This is a genomic window from Pokkaliibacter sp. MBI-7 (assembly GCF_029846635.1).
Classification (GTDB): domain Bacteria; phylum Pseudomonadota; class Gammaproteobacteria; order Pseudomonadales; family Balneatricaceae; genus Pokkaliibacter.
The window spans coordinates 1,167,277-1,182,097 of record NZ_JARVTG010000002.1 but is presented as its reverse complement, the minus strand read 5'-3'; the positions used below and the strand labels follow the sequence as shown (position 1 = coordinate 1,182,097).

The following is a 14,821-nucleotide window of genomic DNA, read 5'->3' as shown; positions in this document are numbered from 1 at the left end:
TGGGAAATGGCTATTAGATATTTTCCACCTTACAAGCAGCAGCGGTGAACAGTACATCAGTAGAGCTGTTCAGAGCGGTTTCGGCTGAGTCTTGTAGCACGCCGATGATAAAGCCGATGGCAACGACCTGCATGGCAACATCGTTGGAGATACCAAACAGGCTGCAGGCCAGCGGGATCAGCAGCAGTGAGCCACCCGCTACGCCGGACGCGCCACAGGCGGCAATCGAGGCGACCACGCTCAGCAGCAGGGCTGTCAGCAGGTCTACCTGAATGCCCAGCGTATGAGCTGCGGCCAGAGACAGTACGGTAATGGTGATGGCTGCGCCTGCCATGTTGATGGTGGCACCCAGTGGAATGGAGACAGAGTAGGTGTCTTCATGCAGATCCAGTCGTTTGCACAGGTCCAGGTTGACCGGGATGTTGGCGGCAGAGCTGCGGGTGAAAAAGGCGGTCACGCCACTTTCACGCAGGCATTTCAGTACCAGCGGATAGGGGTTGCGGCGCAGTTTGAAGAATACGATCAGCGGGTTCACCACCAGCGCAATCAGCAGCATGGAACCGATCAGAACAATCAGAAGATGGCTGTAACCCTGCAGGGCGGCAAAGCCGGTTTCAGCAAAAGTGCTGGTAACCAGACCGAAGATGCCGATGGGAGCAAAGCGAATCACCAGCCTGACGATGGCCGATACGCCGTCCGCAACATCCTTCAACACCTTGCGTGTGCTTTCGCTACCCTGACGCAGGGTAATACCCAGACCGACAGCCCAGGCCAGAATGCCGATAAAATTACCGGTCATCAGGGCATTGATGGGGTTATCAACGACGCGGAACAGCAACGTATGCAGCACTTCGCCAATACCCTGGGGGGCGGTGGCTTCAGCTCCCTTGCTGACCAGTTCCAGGGTGGTAGGGAAGAGGAAACTCATGGCCACGGCTACCAGTGCGGCGCTGAACGTACCGAACAGATAAAGATAGAGAATGGGGCGAATATGGGTTTCGCTGCCCTGACGATGATTGGCAATGGACGAGGCCACCAGTACGAAGACCAGAATGGGAGCGACCGCTTTTAGGGCGCTGACGAACAGGGAGCCAAGCAGGCCAACCGAGGTCGCAGTGGGCGGGGAGATTTGCGCCAGACCTATTCCCAGAATGATCCCGATCAGAATCTGAACGACCAAACCGGGTGCTCGACGAGAAGAGACAGAGGCAGATTGTAAATGGCTCATAGTTTTCCTTCTTGTAATAGATCCTTCTACGCATGTTGACAGCCTAGAGTGCAACGCCGGGTTGCTTCCTCAGGCGGCGCCACTTTATAGCAGAACTTCTGGTGAAGACAGGAATAAACTCGGTCCATTGATGAAAATCACTAATCAAATACCCACAGTGATGAAAATATGTAGTGAAAAGTGACGTTAGTTGATTTTTGTTCGGTTATGGCGTGGCGAAATAAAAAACGCCATGAACAAGGTGGCCATGGCGTGGGGGAGGGGGACGATGCCCCCAAGGAAGAGACGTGTATAAATCTGATCTGTAAGTGCAACCGGTGAGCATGATGCTGAGCGATGATCTCACCTCATATCAGGTAGCCAGTTGCCGCTGACGCCACAGGCGAGTCATCGCAAGACCAATGGAGGCGGCGATAATAAGCCCCCCTCCGAGAAGTGCGTAGCCGCCGAGGGCTTCGCCGAGAAATGACACACCCAGAATGATGGTCACCACCGGCTCAAGGGTCGACAAAATAGCTGCCAGAGTAGGCCCAACCAGTTTAAGGCCGGCGACGAAGGTCATGATGCCGAGAATGGAACCGAACAGAGCAATCAGGCTGACCGATACCCAGCCGCCCATACTGTGGGGCAGATGTATGCCTTTGGTCAGTGCCATCAGCAGATAGATGCTGCCCGCAGACAGTAATACAGTGCTGGTGGCTGCCAGAGGGTGAGTATCGCTGCCCAGACGGCTGCCGAGCAGGATATAGCCGGAATACAGCACCGCAGCCCCCAGCGCCAGGACAACCCCGGGCAGGGTAGCCTGCACCCCGGTTCCCAGCAGCAGTACCATGCCAACAAAGATACCGGTCAGCGCAATCCACTCCGCCGGACCAAAGCGGTCCAGGCCCAAGATCGCTGAGGCAATGGTGACCATGATCGGGAAGGTATAAAGCAGCAGGGCGACGGTGGCCGAGCTGGCATAGTTAAGCGCCTGAAAATAGCCGAAGGATGTTGCTGCATAGATACAGCCCATCACGATATAGCCACGCAATTCTTTACCTGTCGGCATAGGGATGCCCTTGATACGCACCCAGACAGTCAGAACGATGGCTGCCAGTATAAAGCGGATAGCCAGCAGACTGGCGGTATCGACGCCGTCGGCATAGGCGGTATGGGCGAAGATGGCCATACTGCCAAAACCGGCTGCAGAAACGAGAATAAGCGCTGAACCCATTAGGTGTTTCATGATGGCTGCTCACACTTAGCGAAGACTGGTGTATCACTCCCGTGCCAGTCAGGTAATTGATATGGCAAGCAGTTTCGCTGAGTCTATACTTCTCGACAAATCAATAATTTCAGAAGTCAGGCCTAAAATAATTATGTCTTACGGTCAGTCACTGCCGCCGTTGAACGCACTGCGTGCCTTTGATGCCGCAGCTCGTCACGAAAGCTTCCAGCGTGCAGCTGAAGAGTTGTTTATTACTGCTGGTGCTGTGGCCCATCAGATAAAACAGCTGGAAGCTGCAACTGGGTTGCAGCTGTTCCTGCGCCACCCGAGAGGCATCAGCCTCACGCCGCTGGGGCGGCGTTATGCTGAAACCGTGCACTATGTGCTGGATACCCTGAGTGCGGCTACCCAGCAATTACAGAGTGAAAGTGGGCGGGAAAATGTGGTGACCATCAGTTCCATTTCATCCTTTGTGACCCGCTGGCTGATGCCGCGTCTGTCCGGCTTCACCCGCCGTCATCCTGAGTTTGAGGTGCGGTTGCAGGGAGTAATCAAACCAGCCGACCTGTTTCGTGAACCAGTCGATGTCAGCATCCGTCTGGGGACTGGCCCGTATCCTGATCTCAAGGTCGATGAACTGTTTGCCGAGCACTTTGTCGCGGTGGCCAGCCCACGTTTTCTCGAGGAGCATCCGATCAGCGTTCCCGCTGATTTATTGCAGGTGACCTTACTGCATGATGATTTTGAGCCGCTGATCAGCGAGCAGGTGAACTGGAAGAAATGGCTGACAGCCTGTGGCGTGACGACGCCCAGCAAGCTGCCCGGATTGTGGTTTTCTCACACTTATCTGACCCTGGAGGCGGCCATGGCGGGGCAGGGCGTCGCTATCGCCAGCGCGCCGATGCTCAACAATGCGCTGGAAATCGGGGCGCTGGTGACCCTGCTTGAGGACATATCTGTGCAGGGGCCTTACATGTACCGGATGTTGCGGCTGCCGATGGCCGAAAGTCGCCCTGCAGTGAAGGCATTCTGTGAATGGATGCTGGAGAGTTCGGTAACGGCGCCGTCTGCACTGCAGGAGTGAGCCTAGTCACTCCTGTATGCCGCAGGCTTCAGGCACGTCGTTGCAGGATGCGATTGATCACAATCTGCTGTGGCTCACGGCTGCCATCAATGGCTTCACTGGCCAGTTTCCACGCTGCCTCGGCAATCAGCTCATAGCGCTGTGGCAGGGAGTTGACGGGAAGCGGCAGGAAGTCCAGCAGTCGGCTGTTGCCAAAGGTCGCCAGCTGAATAGAGCCATCGGCTTGCAGTACGTTGCCTTCCGCACGCTGCTGCAGATTTTCAACCACGCCTTCCAGCAGGCTGTATGAGGTCGTGACAAGGGCATCGGGCAGTTTGCCCAGCCTGTTCACCGCCTGATCCAGCAGCTGGATGCCGTTGCTGCTGTCAAAATGGGCGCCGTAAAAGCAGTGCACCTGCTGCGCAGGCAGATGCTCAAGGGCCCGGCGGAAGCCCGCCTCGCGCCGTTGACTGACGGTCAGGCTGGGGAGCGCGCCAAACAGCGCAACATGTGCATCTCCAGAGAGCTTAAGACTGCTGGTCAGCTCAAAGGCACCTTGTTCGTCATCACTGATGACATTGCTGAAGCTGTCAGGAAGGGGGCGGTCGAGTGCAATCACGGGTGTCCCCTGACGGACCATATCACCATACAGTTCGGCGTCATCATCAACACAGGACGAGACCAGCAAGGCATCCACACCGCGGGCAACCAGATTGCGCGCGGCCTGTAACTCGGTCGTTCTGTCGTCATCGGAGCTGCTGATAATCAGCTGGAATCCATTGCTGCGGGCAAGGGCTTCCAGCCGCTTGGCAATACGCAGATAACTGCGATTTTCAAAGTCCGGCACGATAAAACCGATGGAATGGCTCCGCCCGCGGCGTAGGGCAGCAGCGGAGTGATTGGGCTGGTAGCCGTGGTGATTGACCACCTCCAGTACACGTGCCTGGGTTTCGGTACTGATGCGGTATTTCTCAGCCTTGCCGTTCAGCACACTGCTGACGGTGGATTTGGAAACGCCGGCGAGTTTGGCGATCTCTTCGAGCTTCAATGTGGTCTCCATCACTGCTATGGCACTCCCTGACGATTTAGAGTTGTAGTCTGCCGGCCGAATATCTGACTAACCCGGTAGGTTTTCAGTGTTTTCTGGCGTAGCAGGCACGGCACTCAAGGCCAGACACAACCACACTCACCAGCAAGGTCAGGGATGTTGCATTGTAGGGACTGCCTCTGTCAGGGGCAACGCAACGACCTGCTCTTCCGCAGGCGACAGTCTGTCCCCAGGTTCAATCCAGGAATTCGTGATACGTGTTTTCGATCTGCTGCACTTTGGCCCCACGCCGCTGAAAAGACTGTCGGAAAGCGGATGGGATGTCATCAGCACATTGATCACCCGTGAAGGGTGGTTCCCCAGTGCTTTTCACCTTGTGGTGCTCCTGCTGGCGAAATCGCGAAAACGATCTTAGCTTGCATTTTTTGCTGAATCCATTCAGCATTTGGCAGAATCGATTTAGCTGATGTCCTGTATACTGGCTAAATTCACCGAATGGAACACCCTTAATAAATAGATTGCCCGCAAGGGACAGCGTAAAACGCAGTACCAACACGTCTAGGGGTATAACAATGTTAAAACTCACTCCTGAAGACATTACCCTGTCAGCCCAGGCAGCCGGTAAAGTCGAAGCCATCAGTCTGATTGCTGATCAGCTGCAGGCAGATGGAATGGTCGAAGCAGGCTATCGCGAAGGCATGCTCGCCAGAGAACAACAAACCTCCACCTATCTTGGCAATGGTATTGCCATCCCCCACGGCACAACAGATACCCGCGAGCTGGTCAGACAGACCGGCCTGAAAGTGGTACGTTTCCCGGCCGGGGTGGAGTGGGGTGCAGGGCAAACGGTCTATACCGCTATCGGTATCGCTGCCAGGTCCGATGAGCATCTGAGTATTCTCCGCCAACTAACACACGTCATCGCTGATGAGCAACTGGCGCAACGACTGCATAGCTGCAGTGGGGCCGAAGAGGTTCGCGCGATTCTCAGTGGTGAGACCGCCAGTGGCGCCTTTCTGCTGGGAGCCGATCAGGTCCGTATGCACTCAGTCGCTACCAGTTACAGTGAACTGGTGGCGCTGGCAGGCGCCATCCTGTGGAATAAACAGGCCATCATCCAGCAGGATCTGATCAGTCTTTATGCCACGCCGCCCCAGTATCTGGGCGAAGGCGTATGGCTGGTGGCCGTCGCCTCTCAGGCCGACAACGGTGCCGCGGCTGTGGTGCAGCCCGCACAGCCGGTCAGCCTCTACGGCAACAGCCTCGACGTGCTGATTGCCATTTCTACTCATAATGACCAGCACCTGCCTCTGCTTGAGCGCCTGACCGAGCTGAAGCTTGAGGGGCGGCTCAAGGTACTGGCGGAATCCCGGCGTGCACTGGACGTTGTCCGTCATCTGCTGGTGCAGAAACTGGACGGTCAGCAGCTGATCTGCCCCTTACCCATGTCTCATGGTCTGCATGCCCGCCCGGCTGCCAATCTGGCGCGTATCGCCAAAGGCTTTGAAGCCGAAATATGGGTTGAAAACCTCGACAGCGACAGCCCGGCAGTCTCCGCGCGCAGTGTGACCAAGCTGATCAGCCTGGGCGCGCAGCTCGGTCACCGTTTGCAGATCACGGCAGAAGGCGCTGATGCGGCTGCGGCACTGGCCACTATCGGCGAAGCCATCAGTGCCGGGCTGGGCGATCCGGTGGTGCGCGGATTTCAGCAACAGGCTGCCAGTGAGGCAGTGGTGGTGGCACTGGAGTCAGAGTCTGTCAGTGCCCCCGTGGTACGGCTGCAGGCAGGTGATGCCATCAGTGGTTTGACCGGCGCGCCCGGTGTGGCCATTGCTCCTGCCTATGTGATGTCTGAGCCCAAGTTCGAGTTTGCCCATCAGGCGGGCCCCGCCAGTGTAGAGCTGGCACGCCTGAAGACGGCTGTAGCAGCGGTGGGGGAGCAGCTCAACAAGCGTCTTGAATCCACCGCCAATACCGAGCTGGCGCAGATTATTGCCATGCATCTGGAGTTGTTACTGGACCCGGAAATGCAGCAGGAAGCGGAGCAGCATGTGCGCCGTGGCGACAGTGCCGAATGGGGCTGGCAGCAGAGTTTTGAAGCACTGGCCAGTGTTCAGGAGCAGAGCAAGGAACTATTGCTGGCCGAGCGTGCCATCGACATTCGTGATGTCGGCAACCGGGTGCTGGCGCAACTGACTGGACAGGGTGGCAGTGATGCCATTCAGACAGAGCATGTGCTGGTCTGTCAGGAAATCGCGCCTTCAGAGATCAGTGATCTGGATCTGAGCAAGGTGCGTGCCGTGGTCACCGCTGCCGGTGGTGTCACCTCCCACGCCGCTATTCTTGCCCGGACGCTGGGCATCCCCCTGCTGGTCGGTTGCGGCCCGCAGGTGCTGACGCTGGAACCCGGTACGCCCGTTATCGTTGACTGTGAAGCGCGTACTCTGAAAGTAGCGCCTGATCAGGCTGCGCTGGATCAGGCCCGCGCCACCATGGCGCGCGAAAAGGCACTGGCTGAACAGGCTTATGCCAGTCGTTTCGAACCCGCGGTGACAACCGATGGCCATCATATCGAAGTCATGGCCAATCTGACTGCCGCGAAAAGTGTCGACAAGGCCATCGATCATGGCTGTGAAGGGGTGGGGCTGTTCCGCTCCGAATTTATCTACATGGATTACCCGCAGGAGCCCACGCTGGAAGAGCAGCGTGCCGAATATGCCCGGGTACTGGATGCGCTGGGCGCTGATCGCCCACTGATCGTGCGTACACTGGATGTGGGTGGTGACAAGCCGCTGCCTTATATGCCTATCGACAAGGAGGAGAACCCCTTCCTTGGCGTGCGCGGTATTCGTCTTTCCCTGCGTTACCCGGAAACGCTCAAGCGTCAGTTGCATGCCCTGCTGACTGCCGCCAATGGCCGCCGGTTACGCATCATGTTCCCCATGGTCACTGATATTCATGAATGGCGTGCCCTGCGTGCCATGTTCGATGAGGTGGTGGTGGACTATCCCGGCAGCAATATTGAGCTGGGCATCATGATTGAAGTGCCTTCGGCTGCCCTGATGGCGGACATATTTGCTAAAGAGGTCGACTTCTTCTCCATCGGTACCAATGACCTGACGCAATACGCGCTGGCCATCGACCGTGGTCATCCGGAGCTGTCACGTCAGGCTGATTCCATCAACCCTGCGGTGCTGCGTCTGATCGACATGACCGTACGCGCGGCAGATCGTCATGGTATCTGGGTGGGGGTATGTGGCGAGCTGGCTTCGGATCCTCATGGTGCCGCCATTCTTACCGGCCTCGGGGTGAAAGAGCTAAGCATGTCGATGCGTGCCATCCCCCGTGTCAAAGCGCATCTGCGTCAGCTGTCGCTGCAGGCGGCCCGCGATCTGGCAGAGCGCGCGCTGGCTGCCGACAGCAGTGAAGCGGTCAGAGCACTGCCTTTGCTGGAGACGGACGAGCTGGCAGGAGTGCGTCATGGTTAAGCGCCCGGTAGTGACCCTGACGCTGAACCCGGCGTTGGATCTGACAGTGCAGCTGGGTGAGCTTGTGCCCGGAGAGGTTAATCTGGCCAGACAGGGTAATCTGCGCCCAGCGGGCAAGGGTATCAATGTCGCCATGGTACTGCGTGATCTGCAGGAGCAGGTGGCGGTCACCGGCATTCTGGGACAGGACAACAGCGATGCGTTTGAGCATCTGTTCGCCCAGTTACAGCTGGATAACCACTTTCTGCTGGAGCAGGGCGCGACCCGTATCAACGTCAAGCTGTCGGAACAACAGGGGCGTGTCACCGATATCAACTTACCCGGCATCACCGTCTCCGAGGCCGTCTGGCAGACCTTGCAGCAACGGCTGCTGGCGCTGTGTGAACAGGCGGACGTCTTTGTGCTGAGTGGCAGTCTGCCTCGCGGGCTGGCTGCTGACAGCTATGGCCAGATTATCGGGCTGCTGCGTCAGCACGGTAAGACCATTCTGGTGGACACCAGTGGTCAGGCTTTGCATGCCGCGGTGGCAGCGGTACCTGATCTGATCAAGCCCAATGTTGAAGAGCTTGAGCAGTGGACCGGTACTGCTTTGCCGGATGCTGAGGCTCAGGAGCAGGCAGTGCGTAAGCTGCTCGCTCTCGGTATTCGTCACGTGGTGTTGTCCGATGGCGAGCGCGGTGTGCGCTGGTACAGTCGCGACGGCGCCTGGCAGGCCCTGCCACCCCGCGTATCTGTCGTCAGTACCGTCGGGGCCGGAGACAGTCTGGTCGCCGGTCTGACCTATGGTTTGCTCAATCAACTTGCCGTTGCCGACACTCTGCAACTGGCGACCGCAGTGGCAGCACTGGCAGTCAGTCAGATTGGTGTTGGTATTCCCGACACAGAACGACTCAATCAATTAAAACAACAAGTGTCTGTCATGCCACTTGCGTTTTCCTGTTAAGGAGAGCCCATGAAAGTCCTGATCGTAACTCAATGCCCCAGTGGCCTGACCACCAGCTTTATGGCAGCAACGGCGCTGAAAAAAGCCGCTGCTGTACTTAACTGGGATGCCACGGCAGAAATTCACTCCAGCGTACAGCCCGCGCAGATGCTCACTGCCGCGCAGATCGCCGCAGCAGATCTGATCGCTATTGCTGCCGAAGGCGTGGTCGATATGGCCCGCTTTGCGGGCAAACGGGCATTCCGTGGTTCGGTAACCGAAACACTGGAAAACCCGGTGGAGTGGCTGGAGCGCGCTAATCTCAATGCCCGAGTAGTCGAAGGCGCGGCTGTCTCTGCCGCTGCCAAGATATCGAGCGCGCCAGTAGCCATCGCTGCCACCCCTGCGGTTGCCAGCGATTGTCTCAATATCATCGCTGTGACCGCCTGTCCGACCGGTGTGGCGCATACCTTCATGGCAGCCGAAGCGCTGCAGGACGCCGGTACCCGTCAGGGTCACAAGGTCAAGGTGGAAACACGTGGTTCGGTGGGCGCCAAGAACACTCTGAGCGACGAAGACATTGCCAGGGCAGATCTGGTCATTCTGGCCGTGGATATCGAAGTGGACACCGCGCCCTTCGCCGGTAAACGTATCTATCGCACCAGTACCGGTAACGCGCTCAAGAAGTCAGCGGAAGTCATCCGGCTGGCGCAGGCAGAGGCGCAGGTTGAATCCGCTGCCGCTGCTCAGGGCGAGGTGAAAAAGACCTTCAAGAAAGAAAAAACAGGTGCCTACAAGCACCTGATGACGGGCGTGTCCTTCATGCTGCCGGTGGTAGTAGCCGGTGGTCTGATCATTGCGCTGTCATTCGTTTTTGGTATCGAGGCATTCAAGCAGGAAGGCACACTGGCCGCTGCGCTGATGAAAATCGGTGGTGGCTCTGCCTTCGCCCTGATGATTCCGGTACTGGCAGGCTACATCGCCTATTCCATTGCTGACCGTCCGGGTCTGGCGCCCGGTCTGGTTGGCGGTATGCTGGCCAGCTCGATTGGTGCGGGCTTCCTCGGCGGCATCGCGGCGGGCTTTATTGCCGGTTACAGCGCCAGATTCCTGGTGGATAAGGTGCAGCTACCGAAAAACCTCGAAGCCCTGAAGCCGATTCTGATTATCCCGCTGTTGTCGACCCTGCTGACCGGGCTAGTGATGATCTATGTGGTGGGCGGCCCTGTGGCTTCCATCATGTCGACCATGACTGAGTTCCTGAAAAGCATGGGCTCTGCCAATGCCGTACTGCTGGGGGTTATTCTGGGCGCGATGATGTGCTTTGACCTGGGTGGCCCGGTCAACAAGGCTGCCTATACCTTCGGTGTCGGGCTGCTGGCCAGTCAGACATATGAGCCGATGGCCGCGGTCATGGCATCCGGGATGGTACCCGCTATTGGCATGGGCATTGCCACCTTCCTGGCGCGCAACAAGTTCACGCTGGCGGAGCAGGAAGCCGGTAAGGCGTCATTCGTGCTGGGCTTGTGCTTTATTTCTGAAGGTGCGATTCCCTTTGCGGCCAAAGACCCACTGCGTGTCATTCCCTGCTGTATGGTCGGTGGTGCAGTGACAGGTGCCCTGTCGATGATCTTCAATGCGCAGCTGATGGCGCCACACGGCGGTATCTTCGTGCTGTTTATTCCCAATGCCATTAGTCATGTGATGCTGTATATCGGCGCTATCGTGATTGGCTCACTGATTACCGGTATCGGTTATATGCTGGTCAAACAGAAAACGGCTGAGGCGGTGGCCGTAGCGGGTTAAGCGTTAATAGTGATGTGAGGTTTGCTCAGCAGTGAGCGAAGGCGGGGCCGTTAAAGCCCCGCCTTTTTTATGTGTCGCTCGTGCAGGATCAGCTGCTGCTGGTCGTCGAGCTACTGGAGTCGGGGCGTGGGTAATTGTCGATGAAGTCTTTCAGACCTTTTTGAACCAGCTCATAGGTGGCATCGATATTGTCTGACACATCACCTTGCAGCACTCCCATGCCATCGAGCAGTTTCTTGGCATCATCGAAGCCTTTGTCGATGCCGCCGCTGATCAGCGCACTGAAGTCAGACAGTGCGGTCTCCAGATCCTTGTCGCTGTGCTGGTCGAGATACTGGCCAAAGAAACCTGTACCGAAGGCAACGATGCGCTTGGCGGTATTTTCTGGTGACCAGTAGTCTTTCTGGCTGTCGCTGTAGGGGTTGGTACTCTGGGGGCCGCTGGTGGAGCCGGCCTGGCTGCTGCTGTCTGTACTGTCGGAGCTGCTGCCGTCTTCGTTGAGGCTTTCACTGACCCGGTCCATGACGGTCTTCATGACCAGGCCCAGGGCGCCATCGCTGTCTTTGAGCGAGCTTTGGAAGGTGGACACCGCCTCCATCAGCTTCTGGTTAATCTGGTTCTGGTTTTCTTCCATGGTGTCGGAGACGCTGAACCCGCTGCCCAGTGCAGTGCTGCTCTGGCTACCTGAGCTATCTTCGGTACTGTCGGTTGCGCTGGATGAGGCGTTGTTGCTGGAAGTGTTTCCGGTAGTTTTTTGGCTATTGGAATAGCTTACCTGGCCACCGGTGTCCTGATAGTTACCGATTTTCATTTCCCTACCTCTCTGGTCTGGATATGGGGATGCCCGCTGTATCGGCTGGCCTGACAAAGTCTTTACTCAATTGTGCTCATTCTTTCCACATTGGTGATGAGCGCGATTTATGCAGACCCGCTGCCTGAGGCACCTGCGCTGTTTTGTCGCACCCCGGAACGGCACTTCACGCTGCCTTTTCACAGAGGCTGTCGCTAGAATGCGCGCCTGCATTTCTGAGAGCACCCATGTATCAGACAACCTTCAATCAGCATCGCCACATGCGCCGGGCTCCCGCCTGGTTAGCGTTGTTGTCGATGTTGATGTTGTATCTGGCACCGGTTGGCGCTCAGCTCAATGCCGCTTCCTATTCTGCGGCCGGGTTTGCAGATACGGCCCTGTGTCACGTCGCTGCAGTGTCTGGTGCAGAGCAGCGGCACACGCATGCAGATACACCGGTGACCGGTGTGCATGATGCATGTGGCTACTGTACGTTGCTGGCACATCTCTCCGGCTTGCTGGATGAGCTGCCGTTTGCCGGTGCTGTGCGCGGTGCAGTCGTCGCGCCAGAGTGTCCGTCATGCTGGCAGCCACCTTCCTGTCGCTGCTATTCCCATGCTAATTCCCGTGCGCCGCCTGCTGCCGGGTTCTCCATCTGAGAACGTGCTTACGATCTGCGGCGTGTCAGTCACACGGCGTTGAACAGCCTTTAGGGATGCTCATTTACCACCAGTAAACGTCGCTTCCTCAGCGCTTTTCGCTCTGACTGGCTATCGCTCGCGAGATCGTTAACAGGTTCTAAACTCGGCGGCAGGCTGTACTGGCAGCCTGTGATCATCGTCCTGTCCTGCTGTTACCGTCGTAACGTGGGTTGATACAGGTAAATCAGATGTCATCTATCAATCGTTCTCAGGTCAGTCAGGCAGCTGCTTTACTGGCATTGATTACCCGTCTGCATTTCTACATTGGATTATTTGTCGGGCCCTTTATTCTGGCCGCAGCGTTGACTGGTACGGCCTATGTACTGACCCCGCAGCTGGAGGACTGGCTGTATAAGGATCAACTGACCACCACCGCAACTGGCCCCGCTCATTCACTGGCAGAGCAAATCGAAGTGGCGCAGGCGGCAATGGCGGGGCAGGGCAAACTGTTTGCCGTGCGGCCTGCACCTGACGCCCATGCCACCACACGGGTCATGTTCAGTGAGCCAGGGTTGGGTGAGTCGGAAAGTCGGGCCATTTTCGTTGACCCGATTACGCTGGCCGTCAAAGGCGATCTGGTGGTTTACGGCACCAGTGGAGTGCTGCCGCTGCGCAGCAAAATTGACTATATGCATCGCCATTTGCTGCTCGGTGATGTCGGTCGTAATTACAGTGAGCTGGCGGCGTCCTGGCTGTGGATCGCGGCGCTGGGAGGGTTCGCGCTGTGGCTGACGGGCGGCAACAAGAACCGCAGCGAAGTGGCCAAACGCAATGGCTACCTGCGTCATCGTCGCCTGCATGGTCTGACCGGGCTGTGGATCGGCTTGGGGCTGCTGTTTTTCTCTGCAACAGGTTTGACCTGGTCCAAATGGGCGGGGGATCGAATCGACGCTCTACGCTCCGAGTTTGGCTGGGTGACTCCTTCCGTATCCTTGCAGCTGGAAGGCGCCGGAGCCATGCCAATGGGTGAGCATGCTGATCATCAGATGCAGGCAGCGGCCCCGATGGTCAGCCTGGCTGATCCTGCGATGTTCGATACCATCCTCAAGGTAGCGCGGGATGGCGGTATAGATGCCGCCAAAATCGAAATTCGCCCTCCCAAGGCCGCCGATCAAGCCTGGATGGTACGTGAAGTCGATCGCTCCTGGCCGACGCAGGTGGATACCATTGCTATTGATGGCAGCAGTCTGGCGATTACCAGCCGGGCAGACTTTGCCACTTTCTCATTGCTTCCCAAACTGATTCGCTGGGGCATCGATGCCCATATGGGCATCCTGTTTGGCCTGCCTAACCAGCTGCTGCTGGCGGCCTTTGGTTTGGCTCTGGCGGTGATGATTGTGCTGGGGTATCGCATGTGGTGGCGTCGACGTCCACAGGCGGGGGTGACCGCGCAAACACTGACTCATGCCTGGCAACGCCTGAATGGCGGCTGGCGGACGGCAGTCGTACTGATTGCTACAGGTTTGGGCTGGTGTCTGCCGGTAATGGGCGTGAGCCTGCTGGCTTTTCTGATCGTCGATGTGATGCGCTGGAGAATGACAGCATCCCGTGTTCAGGCAGAGGTTGATATGGCCTGAGCCCATCTATCCTTAAAAGTTGTGAGTGCAGATAAAACAAGAGCGGGCCATTCAGGCCCGCTCTTGTTTTTCGGCTATTTGCTAAAGGTGCTTAGCAAATGATCGGGCTGATCAGATCAGCTCCAGTGCTTCCATGGCGCTGCGAATGGCAGCCTTGCTGGCGTCGCTCAGGGCAACCACTGGCAGACGGCATTCTTCACTGCACAGACCCAGCAGTGACGCGGCGTATTTGGCGCCTGCAGGGTTGGGCTCCAGGAACAGCGCTTTATGCAGGGGCACCAGACGGTCCTGCAGGGCTTTGGCGGCTGCGTAGTCGCCATTCAGGCACAGCTCGTGCAGCTGGGAAACCAGAGCAGGGGCAACGTTGGAAGTAACGGAAATGCAACCGTGGCCGCCGCCGACGCTGTAGGCTACAGAAGCGATATCGTCACCGGACAGGTAGCTGAAAGGTTTGGTGATGCGCTGACGCTCAGTCAGGATGCGGGTCACGTCACCTGTTGCATCCTTCACACCTACCACGCGGGGCAGTTCGGCCAGACGTGCCATGGTGTCAACATCCAGACCAACGATGGTGCGTGGAGGAATGTTATAGAGAATGATGGGCAGTTCAGTAGCGTCGTGTACCATCTTGAAGTGCTGGTACAGACCTTCCTGATTAGGGCGGTTGTAGTAGCCTGCCACATGCAGAGTGGCATCAGCGCCAGCCTGCTGCGCATGCAGAGAATATTTGATCGCTTCGATGGGGTTGTTGGAACCGGCGCCAGCGATAACCGGGATCTGACCTGCACATTCCTCAACGGTGATTTCAATGACCCGCTTGTGCTCTTCTTCGCTCAGTGTGGGTGATTCACCGGTGGTGCCGACAGGTACCAGTCCATGGCTGCCTTGTTCTATCTGGAAACGAACCATCTTGCGCAGCGCCGCCTCATCCAGCTGGCCATCGCGGAAGGGCGTAACAAGTGCGGTAATCGATCCCCGGAACATAATG

11 protein-coding genes are annotated in these 14,821 nt (G+C 57.4%); 6 read left to right on the top strand and 5 right to left on the bottom strand.

Annotated features, from left to right (window positions below; genetic code table 11):
* Positions 1-13 precede the first annotated feature (13 nt).
* Complete coding sequence (sstT, locus tag QCD60_RS25105; protein WP_279789575.1) at positions 14-1,228, bottom strand: serine/threonine transporter SstT; 1,215 nt, start codon at positions 1,226-1,228, stop codon at positions 14-16.
* Between the two features lie 352 nt (positions 1,229-1,580).
* A complete protein-coding gene (locus QCD60_RS25100; protein WP_279789573.1) occupies positions 1,581-2,456 on the bottom strand; it encodes a DMT family transporter in 876 nt (291 codons plus the stop codon).
* 133 nt (positions 2,457-2,589) lie between these two features.
* Here QCD60_RS25100 and gcvA point away from each other — a divergent pair, with 133 nt between their 5' ends.
* Positions 2,590-3,522 (top strand): transcriptional regulator GcvA, encoded by a 933-nt coding sequence (gene gcvA / locus QCD60_RS25095; protein ID WP_279789571.1) that lies wholly within the window; start codon positions 2,590-2,592, stop codon positions 3,520-3,522.
* A gap of 28 nt (positions 3,523-3,550) precedes the next feature.
* Here gcvA and QCD60_RS25090 read toward each other — a convergent pair whose 3' ends face one another.
* A complete protein-coding gene (locus tag QCD60_RS25090) occupies positions 3,551-4,561 on the bottom strand; it encodes a LacI family DNA-binding transcriptional regulator (RefSeq protein WP_279789568.1) in 1,011 nt (336 codons plus the stop codon).
* A gap of 560 nt (positions 4,562-5,121) precedes the next feature.
* On the opposite strand from QCD60_RS25090, the gene ptsP reads away from it, so the two are divergent.
* From ptsP to QCD60_RS25075, 3 genes are read left to right on the top strand one after another with little or no spacing between them, the layout of a single operon-like run.
* Positions 5,122-8,037 (top strand): phosphoenolpyruvate--protein phosphotransferase, encoded by a 2,916-nt coding sequence (ptsP, locus tag QCD60_RS25085; protein ID WP_279789566.1) that lies wholly within the window; start codon positions 5,122-5,124, stop codon positions 8,035-8,037.
* Positions 8,030-8,980, top strand: coding sequence for a 1-phosphofructokinase (pfkB, locus tag QCD60_RS25080; protein ID WP_279789565.1), 951 nt, complete (start codon positions 8,030-8,032; stop codon positions 8,978-8,980). Before ptsP ends, pfkB begins: the two co-directional genes overlap by 8 nt.
* Positions 8,981-8,989: 9 nt before the next feature.
* Positions 8,990-10,765, top strand: a complete 1,776-nt coding sequence (locus tag QCD60_RS25075; RefSeq protein WP_279789563.1) for a PTS fructose-like transporter subunit IIB — start codon at positions 8,990-8,992, stop codon at positions 10,763-10,765.
* Between the two features lie 88 nt (positions 10,766-10,853).
* On the opposite strand, the gene QCD60_RS25070 is transcribed toward QCD60_RS25075, so the two are convergent.
* Positions 10,854-11,576, bottom strand: a complete 723-nt coding sequence (locus QCD60_RS25070; protein WP_279789561.1) for a DUF5610 domain-containing protein — start codon at positions 11,574-11,576, stop codon at positions 10,854-10,856.
* A 227-nt stretch (positions 11,577-11,803) separates the two neighbouring features.
* On the opposite strand from QCD60_RS25070, the gene QCD60_RS25065 reads away from it, so the two are divergent.
* Both QCD60_RS25065 and QCD60_RS25060 read left to right on the top strand, forming a co-directional pair.
* Positions 11,804-12,214 carry a DUF2946 domain-containing protein gene (locus QCD60_RS25065; protein ID WP_279789559.1) on the top strand — a complete coding sequence of 137 codons (411 nt, stop codon included), beginning with the start codon at positions 11,804-11,806 and terminating at the stop codon, positions 12,212-12,214.
* 230 nt (positions 12,215-12,444) lie between these two features.
* The gene (locus tag QCD60_RS25060) at positions 12,445-13,833 is read left to right on the top strand and encodes a PepSY-associated TM helix domain-containing protein (RefSeq protein ID WP_279789557.1); all 1,389 of its coding nucleotides are present in this window, start codon (positions 12,445-12,447) and stop codon (positions 13,831-13,833) included.
* A 111-nt stretch (positions 13,834-13,944) separates the two neighbouring features.
* Here QCD60_RS25060 and dapA read toward each other — a convergent pair whose 3' ends face one another.
* The gene (dapA, locus tag QCD60_RS25055) at positions 13,945-14,817 is read right to left on the bottom strand and encodes a 4-hydroxy-tetrahydrodipicolinate synthase (RefSeq protein ID WP_104154084.1); all 873 of its coding nucleotides are present in this window, start codon (positions 14,815-14,817) and stop codon (positions 13,945-13,947) included.
* Between the last annotated feature and the right edge of the window lie 4 nt (positions 14,818-14,821).

Bases quoted from the DNA above. Each gene is read 5' to 3' on its own strand.
- QCD60_RS25100 (WP_279789573.1), bottom strand. From the start codon at position 2,456: ATGAAACACCTAATGGGTTCAGCGCTTATTCTCGTTTCTGCAGCCGGT.
- QCD60_RS25070 (WP_279789561.1), bottom strand. From the start codon at position 11,576: ATGAAAATCGGTAACTATCAGGACACCGGTGGCCAGGTAAGCTATTCC.
- QCD60_RS25060 (WP_279789557.1), top strand. From the start codon at position 12,445: ATGTCATCTATCAATCGTTCTCAGGTCAGTCAGGCAGCTGCTTTACTG.
- gcvA (WP_279789571.1), top strand. From the start codon at position 2,590: ATGTCTTACGGTCAGTCACTGCCGCCGTTGAACGCACTGCGTGCCTTT.
- QCD60_RS25075 (WP_279789563.1), top strand. From the start codon at position 8,990: ATGAAAGTCCTGATCGTAACTCAATGCCCCAGTGGCCTGACCACCAGC.
- dapA (WP_104154084.1), bottom strand. From the start codon at position 14,817: ATGTTCCGGGGATCGATTACCGCACTTGTTACGCCCTTCCGCGATGGC.
- sstT (WP_279789575.1), bottom strand. From the start codon at position 1,228: ATGAGCCATTTACAATCTGCCTCTGTCTCTTCTCGTCGAGCACCCGGT.
- QCD60_RS25065 (WP_279789559.1), top strand. From the start codon at position 11,804: ATGTATCAGACAACCTTCAATCAGCATCGCCACATGCGCCGGGCTCCC.
- QCD60_RS25090 (WP_279789568.1), bottom strand. From the start codon at position 4,561: ATGGAGACCACATTGAAGCTCGAAGAGATCGCCAAACTCGCCGGCGTT.
- pfkB (WP_279789565.1), top strand. From the start codon at position 8,030: ATGGTTAAGCGCCCGGTAGTGACCCTGACGCTGAACCCGGCGTTGGAT.
- ptsP (WP_279789566.1), top strand. From the start codon at position 5,122: ATGTTAAAACTCACTCCTGAAGACATTACCCTGTCAGCCCAGGCAGCC.